The sequence below is a fragment of the Pseudomonas sp. 05T35 genome (assembly GCF_056396605.1).
Map to the genome: position 1 here is coordinate 1 of NZ_JBFTLU010000193.1, position 16599 is coordinate 16599.

The following is a 16599-nucleotide window of genomic DNA, read 5'->3' on the forward strand; positions in this document are numbered from 1 at the left end:
GCCCCGAGGTCCAGGCCTTGGTGGATGCTGCAAACAGTCCTGCTGAGGTGGGGAAATTGAACATATCGAGGGCCTGCGGAACCTGTCTGCTCAAGTCGGCCTGACTTTGACAGTACTTTGACGGATATCCCCTTATGGCCGCACTCAGAGACGAGGTGAAAGCCTTTGTAGTACAGGCGCTCGCCTGCTTTGACACGCCATCCCAGGTGGTCGCGTCGGTCAAAGCAGAATTCGACTTAGAGGTATCGAGACAGCAGTGCGAGGCCTACGACCCTACGAAGTACGTGGGGCGCAACCTGCATCTGAAGTGGAATACCCTTTTCGAAGACACCAGAAAGCGCTTTCGTGAAGAAACCGCAGAGGTGCCGATTGCGAATAGAGCGTTCCGACTTCGTGCGCTGAATCGGTTGGCTGACAAGGCCGAGAACATGCGAAATATCCCGTTGGCTGTTCAGATCATTGAGCAGGCAGCGAAAGAGGTTGGCGACGTCTACGTGAATCGCCGCCTCGAACCTGAAAAACCCCTGGGCTCCCAGGCGGACCAGCAGCACGCAGTTGCTGAGTACACCCTGGAGCCTGATGAGAATGTCCCGACTACCCCGCACCTATGATCCGCCGGTAAAGCTGACGCCGAAGCAGGCGAACATTTACTGCTGGGGATTCCAGCCTGAAGCGCGCTTTCGTGATGCGGTATGTGGCCGCCGGTTTGGCAAGACATTCTTGGGCAAGGCAGAGATGCGCCGCGCGGCCCGACTGGTCGCTGAGTGGGGCGTAAGCGTTGAAGATGAAATCTGGTATGGCGCGCCGACCTTCAAGCAGGCTAAGCGCGTGTTCTGGAGTTTCGACCTGTCAGTACACGATTCCAGGAGTCGGGGTGCGCAAGGGTGGTCATGCACTGCGCATTGGAACCCCGAAGGGATTCAACCACTGCTACGACACGTACCTAGATGGTAAGCCTGGCGGAGAGCCAGACCACAAGAGTTGGCAGTACACATCTCTGCAGGGCGGCAACRTACCAGCTGAAGAGTTGGATGCGGCCCGTCGCAAGATGGACCCCCGAACGTTCCGGCAAGAGTACGAGGCCGGCTTCGAAAACTATGCGGGCGTCGTCTACTACGCATTCAGCCGTGATGAGTGCCGCACCTCCGAGCGAATCAAGCCCGACGAAGCCCTGCACATCGGCATGGACTTCAACGTCATGAAGATGGCGTCCGTCGTCTATGTCGTGCGCGACGACCTGCCGCTGGCTCTGGATGAGTTCCACGGGGTGCGCGATACGCCGGAGATGATCGAGAAGATCAAGGCTAGGTTCCCAGGCCACGCAGTTGCGGTCTACCCCGACGCCAGCGGTCAGAACACCAGCAGCAAAAACGCCAGTGAGTCGGACCTGTCACTGCTGAAGAAGGCCGGCTTTACGGTGATCGTTGATTCGACAAACCCAGGCGTCAAAGACCGGGTCAACTCAGTCAATTCCATGTTCCTGAACGCCTACGGCGAGCGCCGCCTGAAGGTGAACATCGATCAGTGCCCTCAGCTCACCTTGTGTCTGGAGCGACAGACATACACCGACAAGGGTGAGCCGGACAAAGATCCGAAGAAGGGGCACGACCACATGAACGACGCTGCCGGCTACTTCATCGCCAAACGTTATCCGATCAAAGCGATCGTCACCTCTATCAAAATGGGATACGCCCGATGAGCAACGACGTCTCCTTCAAGCGGGCGGATTACATCGAAGTATTGGACCGCTGGGCGACTGTGCGTGATGTCTGCGCCGGTCAGCACCGTGTTGTGTCGCGGCTGCCGTACATCAACGCACATGACAAGTCGCCGGAGAACGCCGACCGTAACAAGGCATACCGCGAGCGTGCGGTGTTCAAGAACGCAACCGGCCACACACGTAACGGCTTGCTGGGCTTGGCCTTCCACAAAGACCCGACACTTACTGTGCCGAAGAAGCTGGAGTACTTGCAGGACAACGCCAACGGCTCCGGCGTGAGCATCTACCAACACTCCCAGGGCACGCTTGAAAAGGTGCTTGAGGCTGGGCGTCACGGCCTGTACGTCGACTACCACCAGGACGAAGGCGCCGGCGGTCATTCGGTGATCTTGTCGTACTGTGCCGAGGACATCATCAACTGGCGTACCGGCATGGTGAATGGTCACAACGTTCTGACTCTGGTCGTGCTCCGCGAGACTCCGGAAGTCGAAGACGGATTCGGATTCAAGACGATCGAGCAGTACCGAGAGCTGGCATTGGAAGCTGAAGGTTTCGTCTGCCGAGTTTGGCGCCGGTCCGGACCGGAGAATGGCGGCCCGCTTGCCGTTGTGGAGGAGCATTTCCCGACCTACCGCAACAGTGCTGATTATGAGGACAGTGTCTTCTGGTGTGGTCAGGCCCAGCCGTGGATCTCTGGCTTGGACGAGCAGTGGCGTGACTGGATGGAGAAGAACGGCGTTTACGTCGGCTCCCGGGCGCCGATGATGCTGCCTTCTGGTGGCGCCTTCGGCTACGCACAACCGCTGCCGAACACGCTGGTCAAAGAGGCGATGGCCGACAAGAACCAGATGATGATCGAGCTCGGCGCCCGGATGGTCGTCGCGTCACTGGCGACCAAGACGGCTACCGAGTCGCGCGGCGATCAGTCAGCGTCGACTTCGGTACTCGCCGGCTGTGTGGCCAACCTGAGCGAGGCCTACACCCGCGCAATCATGTGGTGCTGCGATTACATGGGCGTCACTGACAAAGTCGCCTATCAGGTCAATCAGGAATTCGTCGAGCTKACGGCTGATCCGCAGATGATCACCGCCTTGGTCGGGCTCTGGCAGAACGGCGGCTTTGCGAAAGCGGACCTTCGTGCCTATCTGCGCAAACTGGGCTTGATTGCTCCAGAGCGCACAGACCTACAGATTGACAACGAACTGCAGGAGCAGACTGACGGCCTCGGCCTGGACGACGTGGGGGTGAACAGTGGCGGTCAACCAGGCAATCCTTGATGCTACGATCCGGCATGCTGTCTTTCTCGAGCAACTGAAGTCCGGCGAGGTCGGCAAGTTCGCTCCATTCCTCAAGGAGATCGACCGCTCGATCCGCGACCGGCTCACTCAGTCGGACTTGACCAAGTACAACGTCAAGCGGCTGGAGGCGCTGTTAAAGGAGGTCGACAGTCTGCTACTGGGCATCTTCGACCGCTACAGTGCGCAGCTGAACCTCGACCTGATCGACATCGCCAACTACGAGGCCGAATTCGAAGCTACGAGTCTGGCCAGAACGGCACCGGTCGGTGTGTCGCTCGATGTGGCAATGCCAACGGTGGCTGCAATCCGGACGGCGGTACTGACGAATCCACTCAGTGTTCGTGGTACCGGTGGCGGCAAGCTGCTGAAGGCCTTCATTAAGGGCTGGACCACGGCGGAGCGCGAGCGCGTCACCGGCACGATTCGGCAAGGCTTCTTTGAGGGGCAGACGAACTTCCAGATCATCCGCAACATTCGCGGTACCAAAGCGGCAGGGTACAAAGACGGCATCCTGGCCACGACCAACCGCAATGCCAGCACGGTGGTGCACACCGCGATTCAGCATGTGTCGTCACAAGCGCGGATGGAGGTGGCCAAGGCCAATACTGACGTGGTGACCGAGATTGAAATGGTCGCCACGCTGGACAGCAAGACCAGTCAGCTCTGTCGAACGATGGATAAGCAGCGGTTTCCGGTCCACTCCGGGCCGAGGCCGCCGTTTCACCCGAACTGCCGCACCACCTTCATCTTCCTGACCAAGCTGAGCGAAGTATTCGCCAAGGGCGCTACGCGAGCTTCGGTCGGCGACGACGGGCCGCAGCAAGTCGCGGCCAGCCTCGACTATTACCACTGGTTACAGCGGCAGCCGGCCTCCTTTCAGGATGCAGCCATTGGCCCGAAGCGGGCGAAGTTGTTTCGCGAAGGTGGATTGAGCATCGAACGATTCGCCGAGCTGCAGCTTGATCSCAATTTCTCACCGCTGACACTGTTGCAAATGATGGCTTTAGAACCACTCGCATTCGCTAAGGCCGGGATTTAAACGAACACATTCAATCAGCCGCCTACGGGCGGCTTTTTCATGCCTGCAAAGCGGGCCGATCAAACCCAAGGGGTGAATCAAGTGGCAGAAGAAAACGAAATCGACCTGGAAAACCCGGCAATCAAGGCCGCTATCGCGACTGCCGTTGAGGCCTCTGTTACCGGCCTGAAATCCAAGAATACCGAATTGCTGGGCAAGCTGAAGGAGACCTCCGGCAAGCTGACCCAGTTCGAAACCCAATTTGAGGGTATCGACATCGACGCCGTCAAAGGGCTGCTGAGTCGTGCAGGACAGGACGAAGAAACCAAGCTGCTGACCGAGGGCAAGGTGGACGAAGTCTTTAATCGCCGGACGGAGCGCCTACGCGGTGACTACGACAAGCAACTGAAGTCGGTTAGCGCGCGCGCCGAGAAGGCTGAGGCCTTCGCTGCCAAGTTTCAGGGCAAGGTCCTAGGTGACTCGGTGCGCGGCGCAGCACTGAAAGCCGGCGCACTACCGGAAGCAACCGACGACATCATCCTGCGCGCCAAGGGCGTGTTCTCTCTGAATGAAGAGGGTGAAGCGGTCGCCGTTGATGAGTCTGGCCAGACCATCATGGGCAAAGACGGCAAAACACCTCTTACACCGCTCGAATGGGCGGAATCTCTGCGCGAAAGCGCGCCTCACTTGTGGCCCAGGGCTACAGGAACAAATGCCCTGGAGCGGGTTAATGGTCAGGCCATACCCAAGCGCTCCGAAATGACCTCCGAGCAAAAGCGCGATTATCAGCGCAAGCACGGCCAAACCGCATTCCTGCAATTGCCCAAGTAAGGGGACTCACCCATGGCTACAACCGTAAACAGCGACCTGATCATCTACAACGATGAGGCGCAAACTGCATACCTGGAGCGCGTCCAGGATAACCTGGATGTGTTCAACGCATCGTCCAACGGCGCTATCGTCCTCGACAACGAGCTGATCGAAGGCGACTACCGCAAGCGCGCCTTCTACAAAATCGGCGGCTCGCTGGAGCACCGCGACGTCAACTCCACCGGTAAGGTTACCGCCAAAAAGATTGGCTCCGGTGAGGCTGTAGGCGTTAAAGCGCCATGGATGTATGGCCCGTACCAAACCACCGAAGAGGCCTTCAAGCGCCGAGGTCGTCCGGTAGAAGAGTTCTCCCAGATCATCGGTGCCGATGTGGCTGATGCGACTCTGGAAGGCTTCATTCAATACTCCACCGCCGCGCTGCGTGCTTCTATCGGCTCCAATGCTGGCATGGTGGTTTCGGCCAACATCGAAACCGACGGCAAAAAGACCCTGACTCGCGGCATGCGTAAATTCGGCGACAAGTTCGGGCGTATCGCTCTGTGGGTTATGCACTCGTCGGCATACTTCGACATCGTCGATGAAGCGATCACCAACAAGATCTACGAAGAGGCGGGCGTGGTGATCTACGGCGGCCTGCCAGGCACTCTGGGCAAGCCTGTTCTGGTCACCGACACTGCGCCGGCAGATGTGATCTTCGGTCTGCTGCCGAATGCCGTGGTGATCACCGAGTCTCAGGCTCCAGGCTTCCGCTCGTACGAAGTGAACGACGAAGTGAACCTGGGTATCGGCTACCGCGCCGAGGGTACCGTCAATATCGATGTGCTGGGCTACAGCTGGAAGGAGGCCGCCGGCGGCGCAAACCCAACTCTGGCAGCGGTCGGCTCTGCGGCCAACTGGACCAAGCATGCTGGCAGCGACAAAGTCACCGCCGGTGTGATGATCAAACTGACTGCCACTCCGCCAGTAACTGGCGGTTAATCCACGCATCAGAGGGCGGCCAACAATGGCTGCCACGGAGTAGTTCATGGAACTCATTTACACCAATCAGCTGGATGGCTTTGACCCGAACAAGCGCTATCGGAATGCCGATCTGTTTCGCTCCGTTGAGAGCGGGGTGACAAAGGTTATCGTCGTTGGCGATCACCCAATGATCGTTGATGCATACGAGGCCCAGGGAGTCGAAGTGATCGTCTCCGAGCTGCCGGCTGTGCAGGGCGAAGCGGAAACCGATCCCGCGAAAATGGGCGTCGGTGCTCTGCGTGAATGGTTGACCGCTCAAGGCATCGACTATGATCCTAAGGCCCCCAAGGTCGAAATCCTGAAACTCATTCCAGCGAGCTGATTCATGACTCTCATCACCGAGGACGGTACCGGCAAGCCGGACGCCGAAAGCTACGCGAGCGCCGCGGACCTGGTCATGTACGCGAGGAAGTTCGGCGTGACCATCCCTGCGGACGAGCCAGCGCAAGAAGCACTGCTGCGCCGGTCCGCCTTGGCGATGGATGGCATGACCTGGAAGGGTCGCAAGATGGATGGTGACCAGGCACTGGCCTGGCCACGTCGCGGCGTTGAGCTGGATAGTCAAATCAAGCCCGATAACTACCTGCCGGCGCGCATCCAGTACGGTCAGATGGCCTTGGCTGCCGAGATTCACCAAGACGATATAGATCCGGTGGAGAAGCGCAAAGGCGCTGTGCTACTGGATCGTGTGGAAGGGGCGGTGACGCGCCAGTACGCGGCGATCCCCAATACCAGCAGCCGACTGTTACCGGCGGCACCGGATCGGCCGAGCGCCACCCAGTTTGCCGACTACCTTCAGAAGCGGGGCTTGTTCGCTGTGCGGGCGTAAAGCTGGGATATACTTTGGCTCACAAATATTTCATCCAGATCGGGGTGGGAAGTGAGCGACTTTAAGGGAAAGATCGATATCAATCTTGCTCCCGAGTGGGAGATTGAACTGGAGCTGCAAGCTGAAGCGGCTGGCATGTCCAAAGAAGCTTACATGGTTGAGATGTTAAACGAGTACTGCGCACAACTCGGTGAAGAGGAGACTCCTCCTCCAACGAAGATTCATTAAGTCCAGCCACTGAGCTGGGCTTTTCACATCTGGAGCCACCATGGCCTTCTACGACGAAATGGCCGTGATGGCTCTGGAGATGATTTCAGAGTTCGGCCAGCCCGTGACTATTCGGAACATTATCAAGGGTACGTACGACCCGAGTACCAGCAAGACGCGGCCTGACACCGTCGTCGAGCGTACCGCCCAAGGCATCCTGCTCGACTTCACCGGGCAAGAGTTTCAGACCAATTCGTTAATCAAGGTTGGCGACAAGAAGCTGAAGATCGCAGCAAGCGGGCTGACGTCACCACCGACGCTACTCAGTAAGGTCGTCGTCCAGGGGCGCATCTGGACCATTGTCCCGCCACTGAAAGAGATCAACCCGGCCGGCACGCCGATCCTGTACGAGCTGCAGGTGCGGTCATGAGCAAATACGCTGGCATGAATGGCAGCTTCGCCGAGAACATCCGGCAGTTCGCCGAGCATGCGAAGGCGGGCATCGACGCGACCTTCCGCGAGATCGTGATCGAGATCGGCAGCAGCGTCATTCGCATGTCGCCGGTGGGCAATCCTGAGATCTGGGCAGCCAACGTCGTACATCGCCAGGCCAACACCAAGGCCGCCGACGATTACGACTTCAAGGTCGCTGTGCGCAACACGGTCATCAACCTGACCGACAGCAACTTCACCAAGGCCGGCAAGCTGAAGCGCGGCGTGAAGTACGCCAAGCCGTTGACCAAGACCGAGCGCGAGCAGAACTTCAACGTGAACGGTCTGGTCGCAGGGAAGGGCTATGTCGGTGGCCGCTTTCGTGGCAACTGGCAGTTCTCGATCGATGCGCCGACCGAGGGCGTGCTGGATCAGGTCGATCCGTCGGGCAATGTGACGATTGCGGTACTGCGGGCCCAGGTACAGGCACTGACCATCGGCCAGACGGCGTACATCGTGAACAACCTGCCTTACGGCATTCCGATCGAGTATGGACACAGCAAGCAAGCCCCGGGCGGCATGGTCCGCGTGACCTTGACCCGCTTCCAGCAGATCGTCGACGAAGCCATCAGGAGCAACCAGGCATGAGCCATGCAATCATTCGACAGCTTTTTGAGGGGCGCCTGACAGACTGGGCAGCGGCTCGCACACCCGCGCTGCGCATTGCCTATGAAGGTGCGGCCTTTACGCCGGCAGATGGTGAGACCTATCTGAAAGCTTTCGTCATTCCGGCCGGTACGGGCAGCAACACGCTTGGTGGTGACCACCGCGTATACACCGGCGTATTTCAGGTGAGCATCGTGACGCCATCGGGTTCTGGCCCGGGCGAGGCGGAAGGCTTGGCGGATGAGCTCGCCGATCTGTACCCACTCTATCTCCGACTCAACCGCGCAGACTTCGAAGTCATCGTGCTGACGCCGGTAGAGCCAAGTCCCGGCATTCCCGACGACACCACCTACACCGTTGCTGCGTCGTTCCAGTACCGCGCTGACACCAACTAATTACGCCCATTGGGCAAACCCAGAACCCGCCTTGTGCGGGTTTTGTCATTTCTGAAAAGAGGAAAAACCCATGGGCTTCAAGATCCCCAACGGCGGTACCTTCCAGCACGCCGCAACCTATGAGGCTGCGCTCGCGTTTACTGCCATCTCCAACGCATCCGAGGCGGTCGCCACAGTCGTTGGTGCTGATTTGGACGCCGGCGATATCGTCCTGCTCAATTCCGGCTGGAGCAAACTGGATAACAAGGTTGTTCGCGTGAAGTCCGCAACCGCCATTGCAATCACCCTGGAAGCGATCGATACCACCGACACGCAGATCTTCCCAGCTGGTAACGGCGCCGGCACCATGCGAAAGGTGCTGACCTGGGTGCAGATTCCGCAGGTCACCGACCTGGCGTTTTCCGGCGGCGAGCAGAACTATCTGGACGTGGTGTTTCTGGAGAACGACCAGGGCAAACAGATCCCGACCGACAAGTCCGCGGCCAGCATGGACCTGGCGTTGCAGGCCGAACCAACCCGCTACCTGTCGGTGGTGTAGCTCATGGCCAAGTTTACGCTCATCCAAAACCCTACCTTCAAGGCTGACGTCATGCTTCCCACGGTGGGCGGCGATCCGGTGAAGGTTGGGTTCGAGTTCAAGTATCGCGACCGAAGCGAGTTGGCGGATCTCTATGCCGACTGGGGTGAGCGACATAAAGCGCTGGGGGTGAAATCGGAAGAGGTGGGGCTGAAGCAGTTCACCACTTTGCTGATCGACCTCCAGGTGGAGCAGCTCAAGGCCATCGTCGCTGGCTGGGATATTGATGAAGAGTTCACGGACGAAAACCTTCGCGTCTTGGTCAGCTCTATCAGTGCCACACCCAGCGCAGTGCTGGGGGCTTACTCCGATGCGTTTGCAAAGGCCCGACTGGGAAACTCCTAAGCGTCGCGCGCGCCCTTTACGAGCAAGGGCCTTCGGCTGAAGAGCTCAAGACCTTCGGCTTCATGGTCGGCGACCTGACTGGGCAGGACTGTGAAGTCTGGCCGGATGTCTGGTCGTCATTCCAGGTCTTCGAGGCCATGAGCACTCAGTGGCGTACAGGCGCGTGCGGCGCAACGGGATTGGACTACGGCGTTCTGCCCCACGTGATTCGAATGTGTGGCGTGCCTCTCGGTGAGCGGCAAAGCATCTTCAGCGATATCCGGCATATGGAAGCTGAAGCCCTGCAGGTGATGGCGGAACAGAGAGAACACAAATGAGCACCACCTTTGCATCGCTGGGTATTGCGGTCGAGTCGTCGCAAGCCGTCAAAGCAGCCGATGACCTGGACAAGCTGGTCGACGCGGCCGAGGGCGCCGAAAAGGCCGTCGATGGTCTTGGCAAGGCTAGTGATGGTTTGGCCAACACCGGCAAGAAAGTTGCGCAGGCTGAAGCTGAAGCGGTGCAAGGGATTGAAAAGTCCACGGGCGCCAAACAGCGCCAGGCTGATGCAAGCCGAAGATCAGGCGCAAGTGCGACCAGTGAAATCGCGATAATCAGCCAGCTCGACAAGGCGATGTCCGGCAACATCGGCAGCATCGAGCAACTGACTCAGGCTGAAGTCCTTCTTGAGCGCGCTCGTAAGGGCGGCCTGGTCACGGCTGAGCAGCAGGAGGCTTATCAGGATCGACTGGGCAAGGCTTACGACAAGATTGATAAGGCTGAAGCCAAGGAAGTCGCGCAGAAACAACGTCTGATCGACGCGGAGAATCGCCAGATCGAAGCGCTCAAGCGCACGGTCAACGGCATCGATCCGGTCACCGCGAAACTGGCCAAGCTTGAAGCGCAGGAGAAAGCCGCTCATGAGGCTTTTCGCCGTGGCGCTATCGATGTCGAAAGCTATAACGCGGCCTTGGCCAAGATCGGCAAGGACCGCGCAGGCACGGCAGAGACCGCTGGCGTATTTGACAAGCTCAACCTTGGCACCAAGGCGGCCCGGCAAAACGTGCTGCAGCTCGGGAATGCCCTTGCCGATGGAAACTTCAAGGTTGCAGCCCATAACATTCTTGAGCTCGGCACCAATACTGGCGCGTCGGCGGCTAGCATGCTGGCTCTTGTTGCGCCGGTAGGGCTGGTTGCCGCCGCAATTGGCGGGTTGGCTGTTGCTTATTACCAAGGCAGCAAAGAACAGGATGCCTTCAACAAATCGCTGATTTTGACGGGCAACTTTGCTGGCTCCAGCGCTAACCAGCTGAGTGACATGGCGCGCCAGGTCAGCACAACCGTCGGCACTACCGGTGCCGCCGCGGATGTTCTGGCGACTTTAGCCGGTAACGGCAAGTTGGCTGGCGGCAGCTTTGTCGAAATCACTGAAGCCGCACTGTCGATGGAGAAGGCCACGGGTAAGTCTGTCGACGCGACGGTAGCTGAGTTCGTAAAGATCGCGGATGACCCGGTCGCCGCAGCGAAGTCGCTGAATGATCAATACCACTTCCTGACCGCGTCGGTGTATTCACAGATTATCGCGCTCAAGGAGCAGGGCGACGAGGTTGGTGCAGTCAAACTGCTCACCGACACCTATGCCGATACCGTCAAGTCACGGGCTGGCGAGATAACTCAAAACCTTGGGTTGATCGAGCAAGGTTGGAAATCCATCAAGTCGGCGGCGGCCGAGGCGCTCGACGCMACTCTGGATGTGGGCCGAACTCAGTCATTCGATACTCAGATCGCCAACTATCAAAAGATTCTCGATGATCGAAAGTCGGGGGTTCTTGCGAAGCTGTTCCCTGATGATCTGGGTAGTGGGAGCGGCTCCACTAAGTTCATTGAGGAGCAGATTGCCGCTCTGAAAAGGCGTAAGACTGAAGTCGAGGCGAACGCTAAAGCTGAAGGTGATCGGGCACGTATTCAGAAGGACGGCACTGATGCTTACGACTGGCTAAAAAAGGAGCTTGATGGAGCAGCCTCCAAGGCGGACAAACTCAAAAAGGCACTTGAGCAGGTCGACATCAAGGTCGCAAAAACACGCGCATCTGGCGTGTCGGTTTCCGAAGAGGATGTTCAAAAGCTCTATAAGAATGAGCGCGACAAATACAAAGATTCCAAGCCGGCAGCCGGATCTGTCKACCTGACCGGCTTCAATAACTCGAAAAACGTGCTCACCGGCATCCTCTCCGAGTACAAAAACGCTCAGAAGGAACTGGATGCGGCGCAAAAAGCCGGACTGATTTCGCAAGCTGACTATGCCTTGAAGCGCGAAGCGCTGATCGGCAATGAGCGCGATGAAGTTACCGCCGGCTATGAGGCAGAAATCGCGGCGCTCGAAGCCGTGAAGGGCAAGGCCGGCACCTCAGCAGCCCAACGCATCCAGCTCGACCAGAAGATCGCCGACGCACGCACAGCGATGGTCAAGGCGCAGAAGGATGCCGACAGCCAGCTTGAAGTACTCGCCACAAACGAAACCGGTCGACTGGCCAAGCAAGAGCGCGCGATCACTTCGTACGCTCAGGCACTGAGTCAGCAGCAGAAAGCGCTGGAGCTGGCCGGCCGGCGTGCAGTTATCGGCGTTGGCCAGGGCGACCGGCAGAACGCACTCAGCGGCGAGCTGAACAGCCAGCAAGATCGGTTCGCTCAGCAGTCGCTGGAGCTGGAAAACCAGCGCTCAGACCCATCGCGCGACATGTCGGACGAAGAGTTCACCCGCAAGTCTCAAGCCCTCGCAGACGCGAACAAGGCGGCGACCGATCAGATCCGGCAGAACTATGCCGACGTCGAAGCGGCGCAGGGTGATTGGACCAGGGGCGCGACTTCGGCCTGGGCCAACTACTTGGATTCGGCGCAGAACGTCGCTGGCCAGACCAAAAGCCTGTTCGGCAATGCCTTCAGCTCAATGGAGGATGCGGTCGTCAACTTCGCTATGACCGGGAAGCTGTCGTTCGCCGATTTCACCAAGTCGATTTTGGCGGACATGGCGCGGATTGCTGCACGGCAGGCCAGCTCTGCATTGCTAAGCAGTCTGGTCGGCGCTGGCATCAGCTATTTCACTGGCAGTGGCACCGGCGCAACAGGTGCTGCAACGGCCGGCGGTGCGGAGGCGGGAGCGCAGAGCTTCGGCAGCCAGTTCGATGCTAGTTCCGCCTCGGTAACCTTCGGTGGTGGCCGGGCTTCGGGTGGCGGTGTTGATCCCAACACCCTGTACGAGGTGAACGAGAAAGGGCCGGAGCTGTTCAGCCAGGGCGGCAGGTCCTACCTGATGACCGGCGCCGAGGGCGGTAGTGTGACACCGCTGACATCTGGCGGTGGGCCTGGTATCGCGGCAATGGGCGACGGTGGGGCGTCAGCAACGCAGATAAACGTTGTGGTTAACATCTCCAGCGATGGCGGTACCGATGCCTCCAGTGACTCGCAAAGTGCTGCAGCAGACGACTTCGCTAAGACAATCGCGCCGATGATCGAGCGAGTCTACGAGCAAAAAATGCGCAAGGACTTGGGGCAGGGCGGGCGAATCCGTACCGCAATAAAGGGTGGCTGATGCCCGCAAAAATCCTGCTTAAAGGACTCTTTTGACTTCAGCTATGGCTTTTTCCTCAATTTGAGAAAAGGTCAGGCCGGAGTCAAACGGGATGGTCACGGTGGCCTCTCCCATAAAGATGCCCTCGTAGCCTTCATCAGGGTCCAGCTGTAGGCGAACCGAGAATATTTCGGGCTCTAAGTCTGGGTTATGACTGACAGATTGAATCCGAATTTGCATTTGGCGCTCCCTCTAGTGGTCAGTCGAGGCTACTCCGAAGAGTCTAACCACGAAAGGACAATACATGGCACTCGAGACATTCAATTGGCAGATCGAAAAGGGTGCCGCCGGCGAGATCAGCCAGCGGACCCGGACCAAGAAGTTCGGCGATGGCTATGGCCAAACGGTTTCGGATGGCATCAATAACAAAATGCAGTCCTGGCCCTACAGCCACACCGGCGGCGCGGCGCGGATCAAGGAAATCATCACGTTCCTCGATCGCCACCAGGGCGCAAAAGCGTTTCTCTGGACACCGCCACTCGGCGAGCTCGGTCTCTACAAATGCAACGGCTACAAGCCAACCCATAAGGGCGGCAACGTCTACACGCTGACCGCCACCTTCGAACAAACCTTTCACCCATAAGGGAAACCCTGATGGCATTAATCACGGACATCCAGAAACTGGAGCCCGGCGGGGAAGTGCGGCTGTTTGAAATTGACGGTACCGAGTACGGCGCCGACGTTCTGCGCTTCCATGCTCACGCAATCCCGCATACGCCGGAAGAGCTCTTGGCCTATGCCGGTTCGCCGGATGAGTTGCCAGCGAAATCAATCTGGTGGCAGGGCAACGAGTACGCGGCCTGGCCGGTGCAGATCGAAGGCATCGGCGCGGACAGCAACGGCACCGCCACGCGCCCAACCTTCAGCGCGGGCAACGTCAACGGACGCATTACAGCGCTGTGCCTGGCCTTCGAGGACCTGCTCAAGTTTCAGCTGACGGTTCGCGAGACGCTGGCCCAGTACCTGGACGCGGCGAATTTTCCCGAGGGCAACCCGTCCGCCGACCCGACGCAGGAAGCGCTGGAAATTTGGTACATCGACCAGAAGACCGGCGAAGACGGGGAGGTCGTGCAATGGGAGCTATCCTCCCCGGGCGAGATCGATAACCACGGACTACCTGGCCGGCAGATGACGACCTTTTGCCACTGGGCCATGACTGGCGGTTATCGCGGACCGAATTGCGGCTACACCGGTGCACTGATGTTTGATGACGACGACAACCCTACGGATGACCCGAGCAAGGATCAGTGCAAGGGCGGCCTGAAGTCCTGCAAGTTGCGCTTTGGACAGAACAACCAACTCCCGCACGGTGGTTTCCCCGCCGTGTCCCTGATCGCCCGGAGCTGAGCATGCACAAACATATCTTGAGTGCGATCCAGGCTCATGCGGCAGCCGAGTACCCGAAAGAGTGCTGCGGCCTGGTGCTGGCGATTGGACGAAAGCAGCAGTACTTCCCGTGCCGGAACATCGCGACCGAGCCGAGCGAGGAGTTCCGGCTTGATCCGGAGGACTACGCCGCGGCGGAAGACCTGGGTGAAGTGATCGGGGTCGTTCATTCGCATCCGGACGCTACCAGCCGACCGTCACCGCGAGATTTGGCCATGTGTGAGGCCACGGCTTTGCCCTGGCACATCCTCAGTTGGCCCGAGAGTGACCTGCGCACTGTTATGCCTACAGGTGAAGTGCCGCTGTTGAAGCGTCCGTTCGTGCACGGTGCCTGGGATTGCTGGCAGGTCTGCGCGGATTGGTACCAGCGTGAGTGGGGGCTTGAGTTCGAAGCGTTCAAGCGCGAGGACGGCTGGTGGGAGAGTGCGGAGTCGGCGAGCCTTTATGAGGCGAACTACGAGGCARCAGGCTTCACGCGGGTCGATCAGCCGCAGCGCGGCGACATGGTCGTTATGGCGGTCGGCCGGACTGTGCACCCGAACCATGCAGGGATCTATCTCGGCACCGATCCGGCGTTGCCCGGCGAAGAGTCGGACACATTTGGTCCTGGGCCGTTCCTGTTGCACCACCTATACGGGCGACCGTCTGAGGTGATCGTCTTCGGCGGGCCCTGGCTCGATCGCACACGCCTGATCCTCAGGCACAAAGATGCACAACCAACCACATGAAGCGGTAAAGCCGCAGGAGGCGAGCGTGAGCGATCTATCGGGCTGGCTAGAAAATGAGAGCCTAGCGAATCTCGCAAGATTCGCCGGACGGCCTGCACAGCAGTTGCGTCGCGTAATAGTCTCCGAGGCGATGAAGGACGCAGCAATGGAGTACGTTTACAGTTTGCACGACCAACATATCACTGCGTTTCTACTGGACGATATCTACAGGATTATGTCTGCTCTTCAACCGGCAGATCTGGCACCCCAAGGAGAGCTTTTTTCAGCTGCACGTGAATCTCGTCAAACGCATCAAGCGCCTTATCCTTCACGAAATTAGGGAATTCTGGGGAGGATAGCGTGGCAACTGTCATCATCAAGGTGTTTATGTGGAGTAGTCCGAGCGAAATGGATTTCAGCTGTTGAAGAGTGAATACTTGGCTGCCGGCAGAGTTGCCGTGGTTCATGCTCAAGAAATTGACGACTTCTGCTGAATCTTCGCCTTTTATAGATGGTCCCCAATGCCAGTGAGCAATGACATTACGAGCATTGGTGAGTTTCCGGTAGTTAGCGACACATTCATCTACGCGTGAAAGGAGTGCCGGGTAAATGTCTGCCGTATTTGACTTTCGAAACGCCAATACCAGATCGAGCAGTGCACCTGCCTTGAGCTTTAAGGACCGAGTGAGTAGCTCGGATTGGTCTTCCTTGAGTCCTGATATTGCTACGAAGAGGCTGTACAAGCCTTGGTCGCACATGGCGTGATTGACGACAACCTGCCCAATTTCTTTCTTCATCGCATCGCTGGGGCCAAGTTCATATCCTGGCGCTCTGTCTTTTTCACTCACATTGACCTCCAGGTCATAAAAGCGCCGAAACTGGCGCAATCCCAGTCCTTGGGCTTGYAGGCAAAGGACTGGGGAATCCGTTGCGTGGGGGCAGGAGGCTACTACGGAGGTTGGCAGGGCGTTACTGGGGATTCGTACAGGTGGGAAAAAGCCCAGTTTAGTCCTGGGCCTTGTTGTTCCGTGGAGACCTCATACTGACGGTCAAAACCGCCAATGASAAAAATATAAACTTTTTAGAAYGTGAGGGATCAACAGTACAAGAGGGATGACTGAARTCGGGRTGWCGCCRTTTTATGRCATAGCGCTYWGTGGTGGCATCCATGCATGGGTTCTGCGAGAACCCGGGAGTCGTYATCATGAGATCCATCCATACACGAACCCTTTCAAGAGCTGTCTTGGCTATTCTGTTAGGTTTGTCTCCTGTGGTGCTGCATGCCGCTACTGCAGAGCCGGTTGACATGTCAGCTGTAAAATTGGAGCCGCAGCAGCAAAACGGAATAGCGTATCTATCGGGCGGTATTGGCGAGGACGAGTCGAAAGCCATCCAGCAGCAGGCCAAGAGCTACAGTCTGCACATGACTTTTTCCGCAGGGCCAGCTAATGAGTACACCTCCGATGTTAACGTTGTGATCCAGACGGACAAAGGTCATGAAGTACTATCGTTGAGCCAAGTAGGCCCGATCGTCTACGTTAAATTGCCGGTAGGCAAATAC

21 protein-coding genes and 2 pseudogenes are annotated in these 16599 nt (G+C 58.2%); 21 read left to right on the plus strand and 2 right to left on the minus strand.

Annotation, left to right across the window (positions count from 1 at the left end; translation table 11 throughout):
- From AC1DH9_RS15950 to AC1DH9_RS16030, 17 genes and pseudogenes are all read left to right on the plus strand, one after another.
- Positions 1-104, plus strand: a pseudogene (locus AC1DH9_RS15950) (putative metallopeptidase); the annotation flags it as partial.
- Positions 105-134: 30 nt separating this feature from the next.
- Positions 135-611, plus strand: coding sequence for a DUF2280 domain-containing protein (locus tag AC1DH9_RS15955; protein WP_477808402.1), 477 nt, complete (start codon positions 135-137; stop codon positions 609-611).
- A 263-nt stretch (positions 612-874) separates the two neighbouring features.
- Positions 875-1699, plus strand: coding sequence for a phage terminase large subunit family protein (locus AC1DH9_RS15960; protein ID WP_477808403.1), 825 nt, complete (start codon positions 875-877; stop codon positions 1697-1699).
- Positions 1696-2997 carry a DUF4055 domain-containing protein gene (locus tag AC1DH9_RS15965; protein ID WP_477808404.1) on the plus strand — a complete coding sequence of 434 codons (1302 nt, stop codon included), beginning with the start codon at positions 1696-1698 and terminating at the stop codon, positions 2995-2997. The genes AC1DH9_RS15960 and AC1DH9_RS15965 overlap by 4 nt, the downstream gene beginning before the upstream one ends.
- Entirely contained in the window at positions 2972-4057 is a 1086-nt protein-coding gene (locus tag AC1DH9_RS15970) for a phage minor head protein (RefSeq protein ID WP_477808405.1), read from the plus strand. Before AC1DH9_RS15965 ends, AC1DH9_RS15970 begins: the two co-directional genes overlap by 26 nt.
- Before the next feature lie 81 nt (positions 4058-4138).
- Complete coding sequence (locus AC1DH9_RS15975; RefSeq protein ID WP_477751995.1) at positions 4139-4867, plus strand: hypothetical protein; 729 nt, start codon at positions 4139-4141, stop codon at positions 4865-4867.
- Positions 4868-4879: 12 nt separating this feature from the next.
- Entirely contained in the window at positions 4880-5845 is a 966-nt protein-coding gene (locus AC1DH9_RS15980; protein ID WP_477751970.1) for a major capsid protein, read from the plus strand.
- Positions 5846-5891: 46 nt separating this feature from the next.
- A complete protein-coding gene (locus AC1DH9_RS15985) occupies positions 5892-6209 on the plus strand; it encodes a hypothetical protein (RefSeq protein ID WP_477761276.1) in 318 nt (105 codons plus the stop codon).
- 3 nt (positions 6210-6212) lie between these two features.
- The gene (locus AC1DH9_RS15990) at positions 6213-6716 is read left to right on the plus strand and encodes a DnaT-like ssDNA-binding protein (protein WP_477761275.1); all 504 of its coding nucleotides are present in this window, start codon (positions 6213-6215) and stop codon (positions 6714-6716) included.
- A gap of 51 nt (positions 6717-6767) precedes the next feature.
- A complete protein-coding gene (locus tag AC1DH9_RS15995) occupies positions 6768-6944 on the plus strand; it encodes a hypothetical protein (RefSeq protein ID WP_477761274.1) in 177 nt (58 codons plus the stop codon).
- A gap of 40 nt (positions 6945-6984) precedes the next feature.
- On the plus strand, positions 6985-7353 hold the full coding sequence (locus AC1DH9_RS16000) for a hypothetical protein (protein ID WP_477761273.1): 369 nt from the start codon (positions 6985-6987) through the stop codon (positions 7351-7353).
- Positions 7350-8003 carry a hypothetical protein gene (locus AC1DH9_RS16005; RefSeq protein WP_477761272.1) on the plus strand — a complete coding sequence of 218 codons (654 nt, stop codon included), beginning with the start codon at positions 7350-7352 and terminating at the stop codon, positions 8001-8003. The genes AC1DH9_RS16000 and AC1DH9_RS16005 overlap by 4 nt, the downstream gene beginning before the upstream one ends.
- Positions 8000-8416 carry a phage tail terminator-like protein gene (locus AC1DH9_RS16010; RefSeq protein WP_477761271.1) on the plus strand — a complete coding sequence of 139 codons (417 nt, stop codon included), beginning with the start codon at positions 8000-8002 and terminating at the stop codon, positions 8414-8416. The genes AC1DH9_RS16005 and AC1DH9_RS16010 overlap by 4 nt, the downstream gene beginning before the upstream one ends.
- Positions 8417-8486: 70 nt before the next feature.
- Positions 8487-8951, plus strand: a pseudogene (locus AC1DH9_RS16015) (phage tail tube protein); the annotation flags it as partial.
- A gap of 6 nt (positions 8952-8957) precedes the next feature.
- Positions 8958-9338: a phage tail assembly chaperone gene (locus AC1DH9_RS16020; RefSeq protein WP_477761269.1), complete on the plus strand. Its 381-nt coding sequence runs from the start codon at positions 8958-8960 to the stop codon at positions 9336-9338.
- Between the two features lie 62 nt (positions 9339-9400).
- On the plus strand, positions 9401-9655 hold the full coding sequence (locus tag AC1DH9_RS16025) for a DUF1799 domain-containing protein (RefSeq protein WP_477806118.1): 255 nt from the start codon (positions 9401-9403) through the stop codon (positions 9653-9655).
- Positions 9652-12906: a phage tail tape measure protein gene (locus AC1DH9_RS16030; RefSeq protein WP_477808406.1), complete on the plus strand. Its 3255-nt coding sequence runs from the start codon at positions 9652-9654 to the stop codon at positions 12904-12906. Before AC1DH9_RS16025 ends, AC1DH9_RS16030 begins: the two co-directional genes overlap by 4 nt.
- Before the next feature lie 18 nt (positions 12907-12924).
- Here the strand turns inward: AC1DH9_RS16030 and AC1DH9_RS16035 are convergent, their stop codons facing one another.
- Positions 12925-13125: a hypothetical protein gene (locus tag AC1DH9_RS16035; RefSeq protein ID WP_477771976.1), complete on the minus strand. Its 201-nt coding sequence runs from the start codon at positions 13123-13125 to the stop codon at positions 12925-12927.
- 64 nt (positions 13126-13189) lie between these two features.
- Between AC1DH9_RS16035 and AC1DH9_RS16040 the strand changes: the two genes are divergently transcribed.
- From AC1DH9_RS16040 to AC1DH9_RS16050, 3 genes are read left to right on the plus strand one after another with little or no spacing between them, the layout of a single operon-like run.
- Entirely contained in the window at positions 13190-13528 is a 339-nt protein-coding gene (locus AC1DH9_RS16040) for a phage tail protein (protein ID WP_477806120.1), read from the plus strand.
- 11 nt (positions 13529-13539) lie between these two features.
- Positions 13540-14292, plus strand: coding sequence for a phage minor tail protein L (locus AC1DH9_RS16045; protein ID WP_477806121.1), 753 nt, complete (start codon positions 13540-13542; stop codon positions 14290-14292).
- Positions 14293-14294: 2 nt separating this feature from the next.
- Positions 14295-15059: a C40 family peptidase gene (locus tag AC1DH9_RS16050; protein WP_477808407.1), complete on the plus strand. Its 765-nt coding sequence runs from the start codon at positions 14295-14297 to the stop codon at positions 15057-15059.
- Positions 15060-15271: 212 nt separating this feature from the next.
- On the opposite strand, the gene AC1DH9_RS16055 is transcribed toward AC1DH9_RS16050, so the two are convergent.
- Positions 15272-15886, minus strand: a complete 615-nt coding sequence (locus AC1DH9_RS16055; protein ID WP_477806123.1) for a hypothetical protein — start codon at positions 15884-15886, stop codon at positions 15272-15274.
- Positions 15887-16242: 356 nt separating this feature from the next.
- Here AC1DH9_RS16055 and AC1DH9_RS16060 point away from each other — a divergent pair.
- On the plus strand, positions 16243-16599 hold a 357-nt coding region (locus tag AC1DH9_RS16060; RefSeq protein ID WP_477808408.1), incomplete at its 3' end, for a carboxypeptidase regulatory-like domain-containing protein.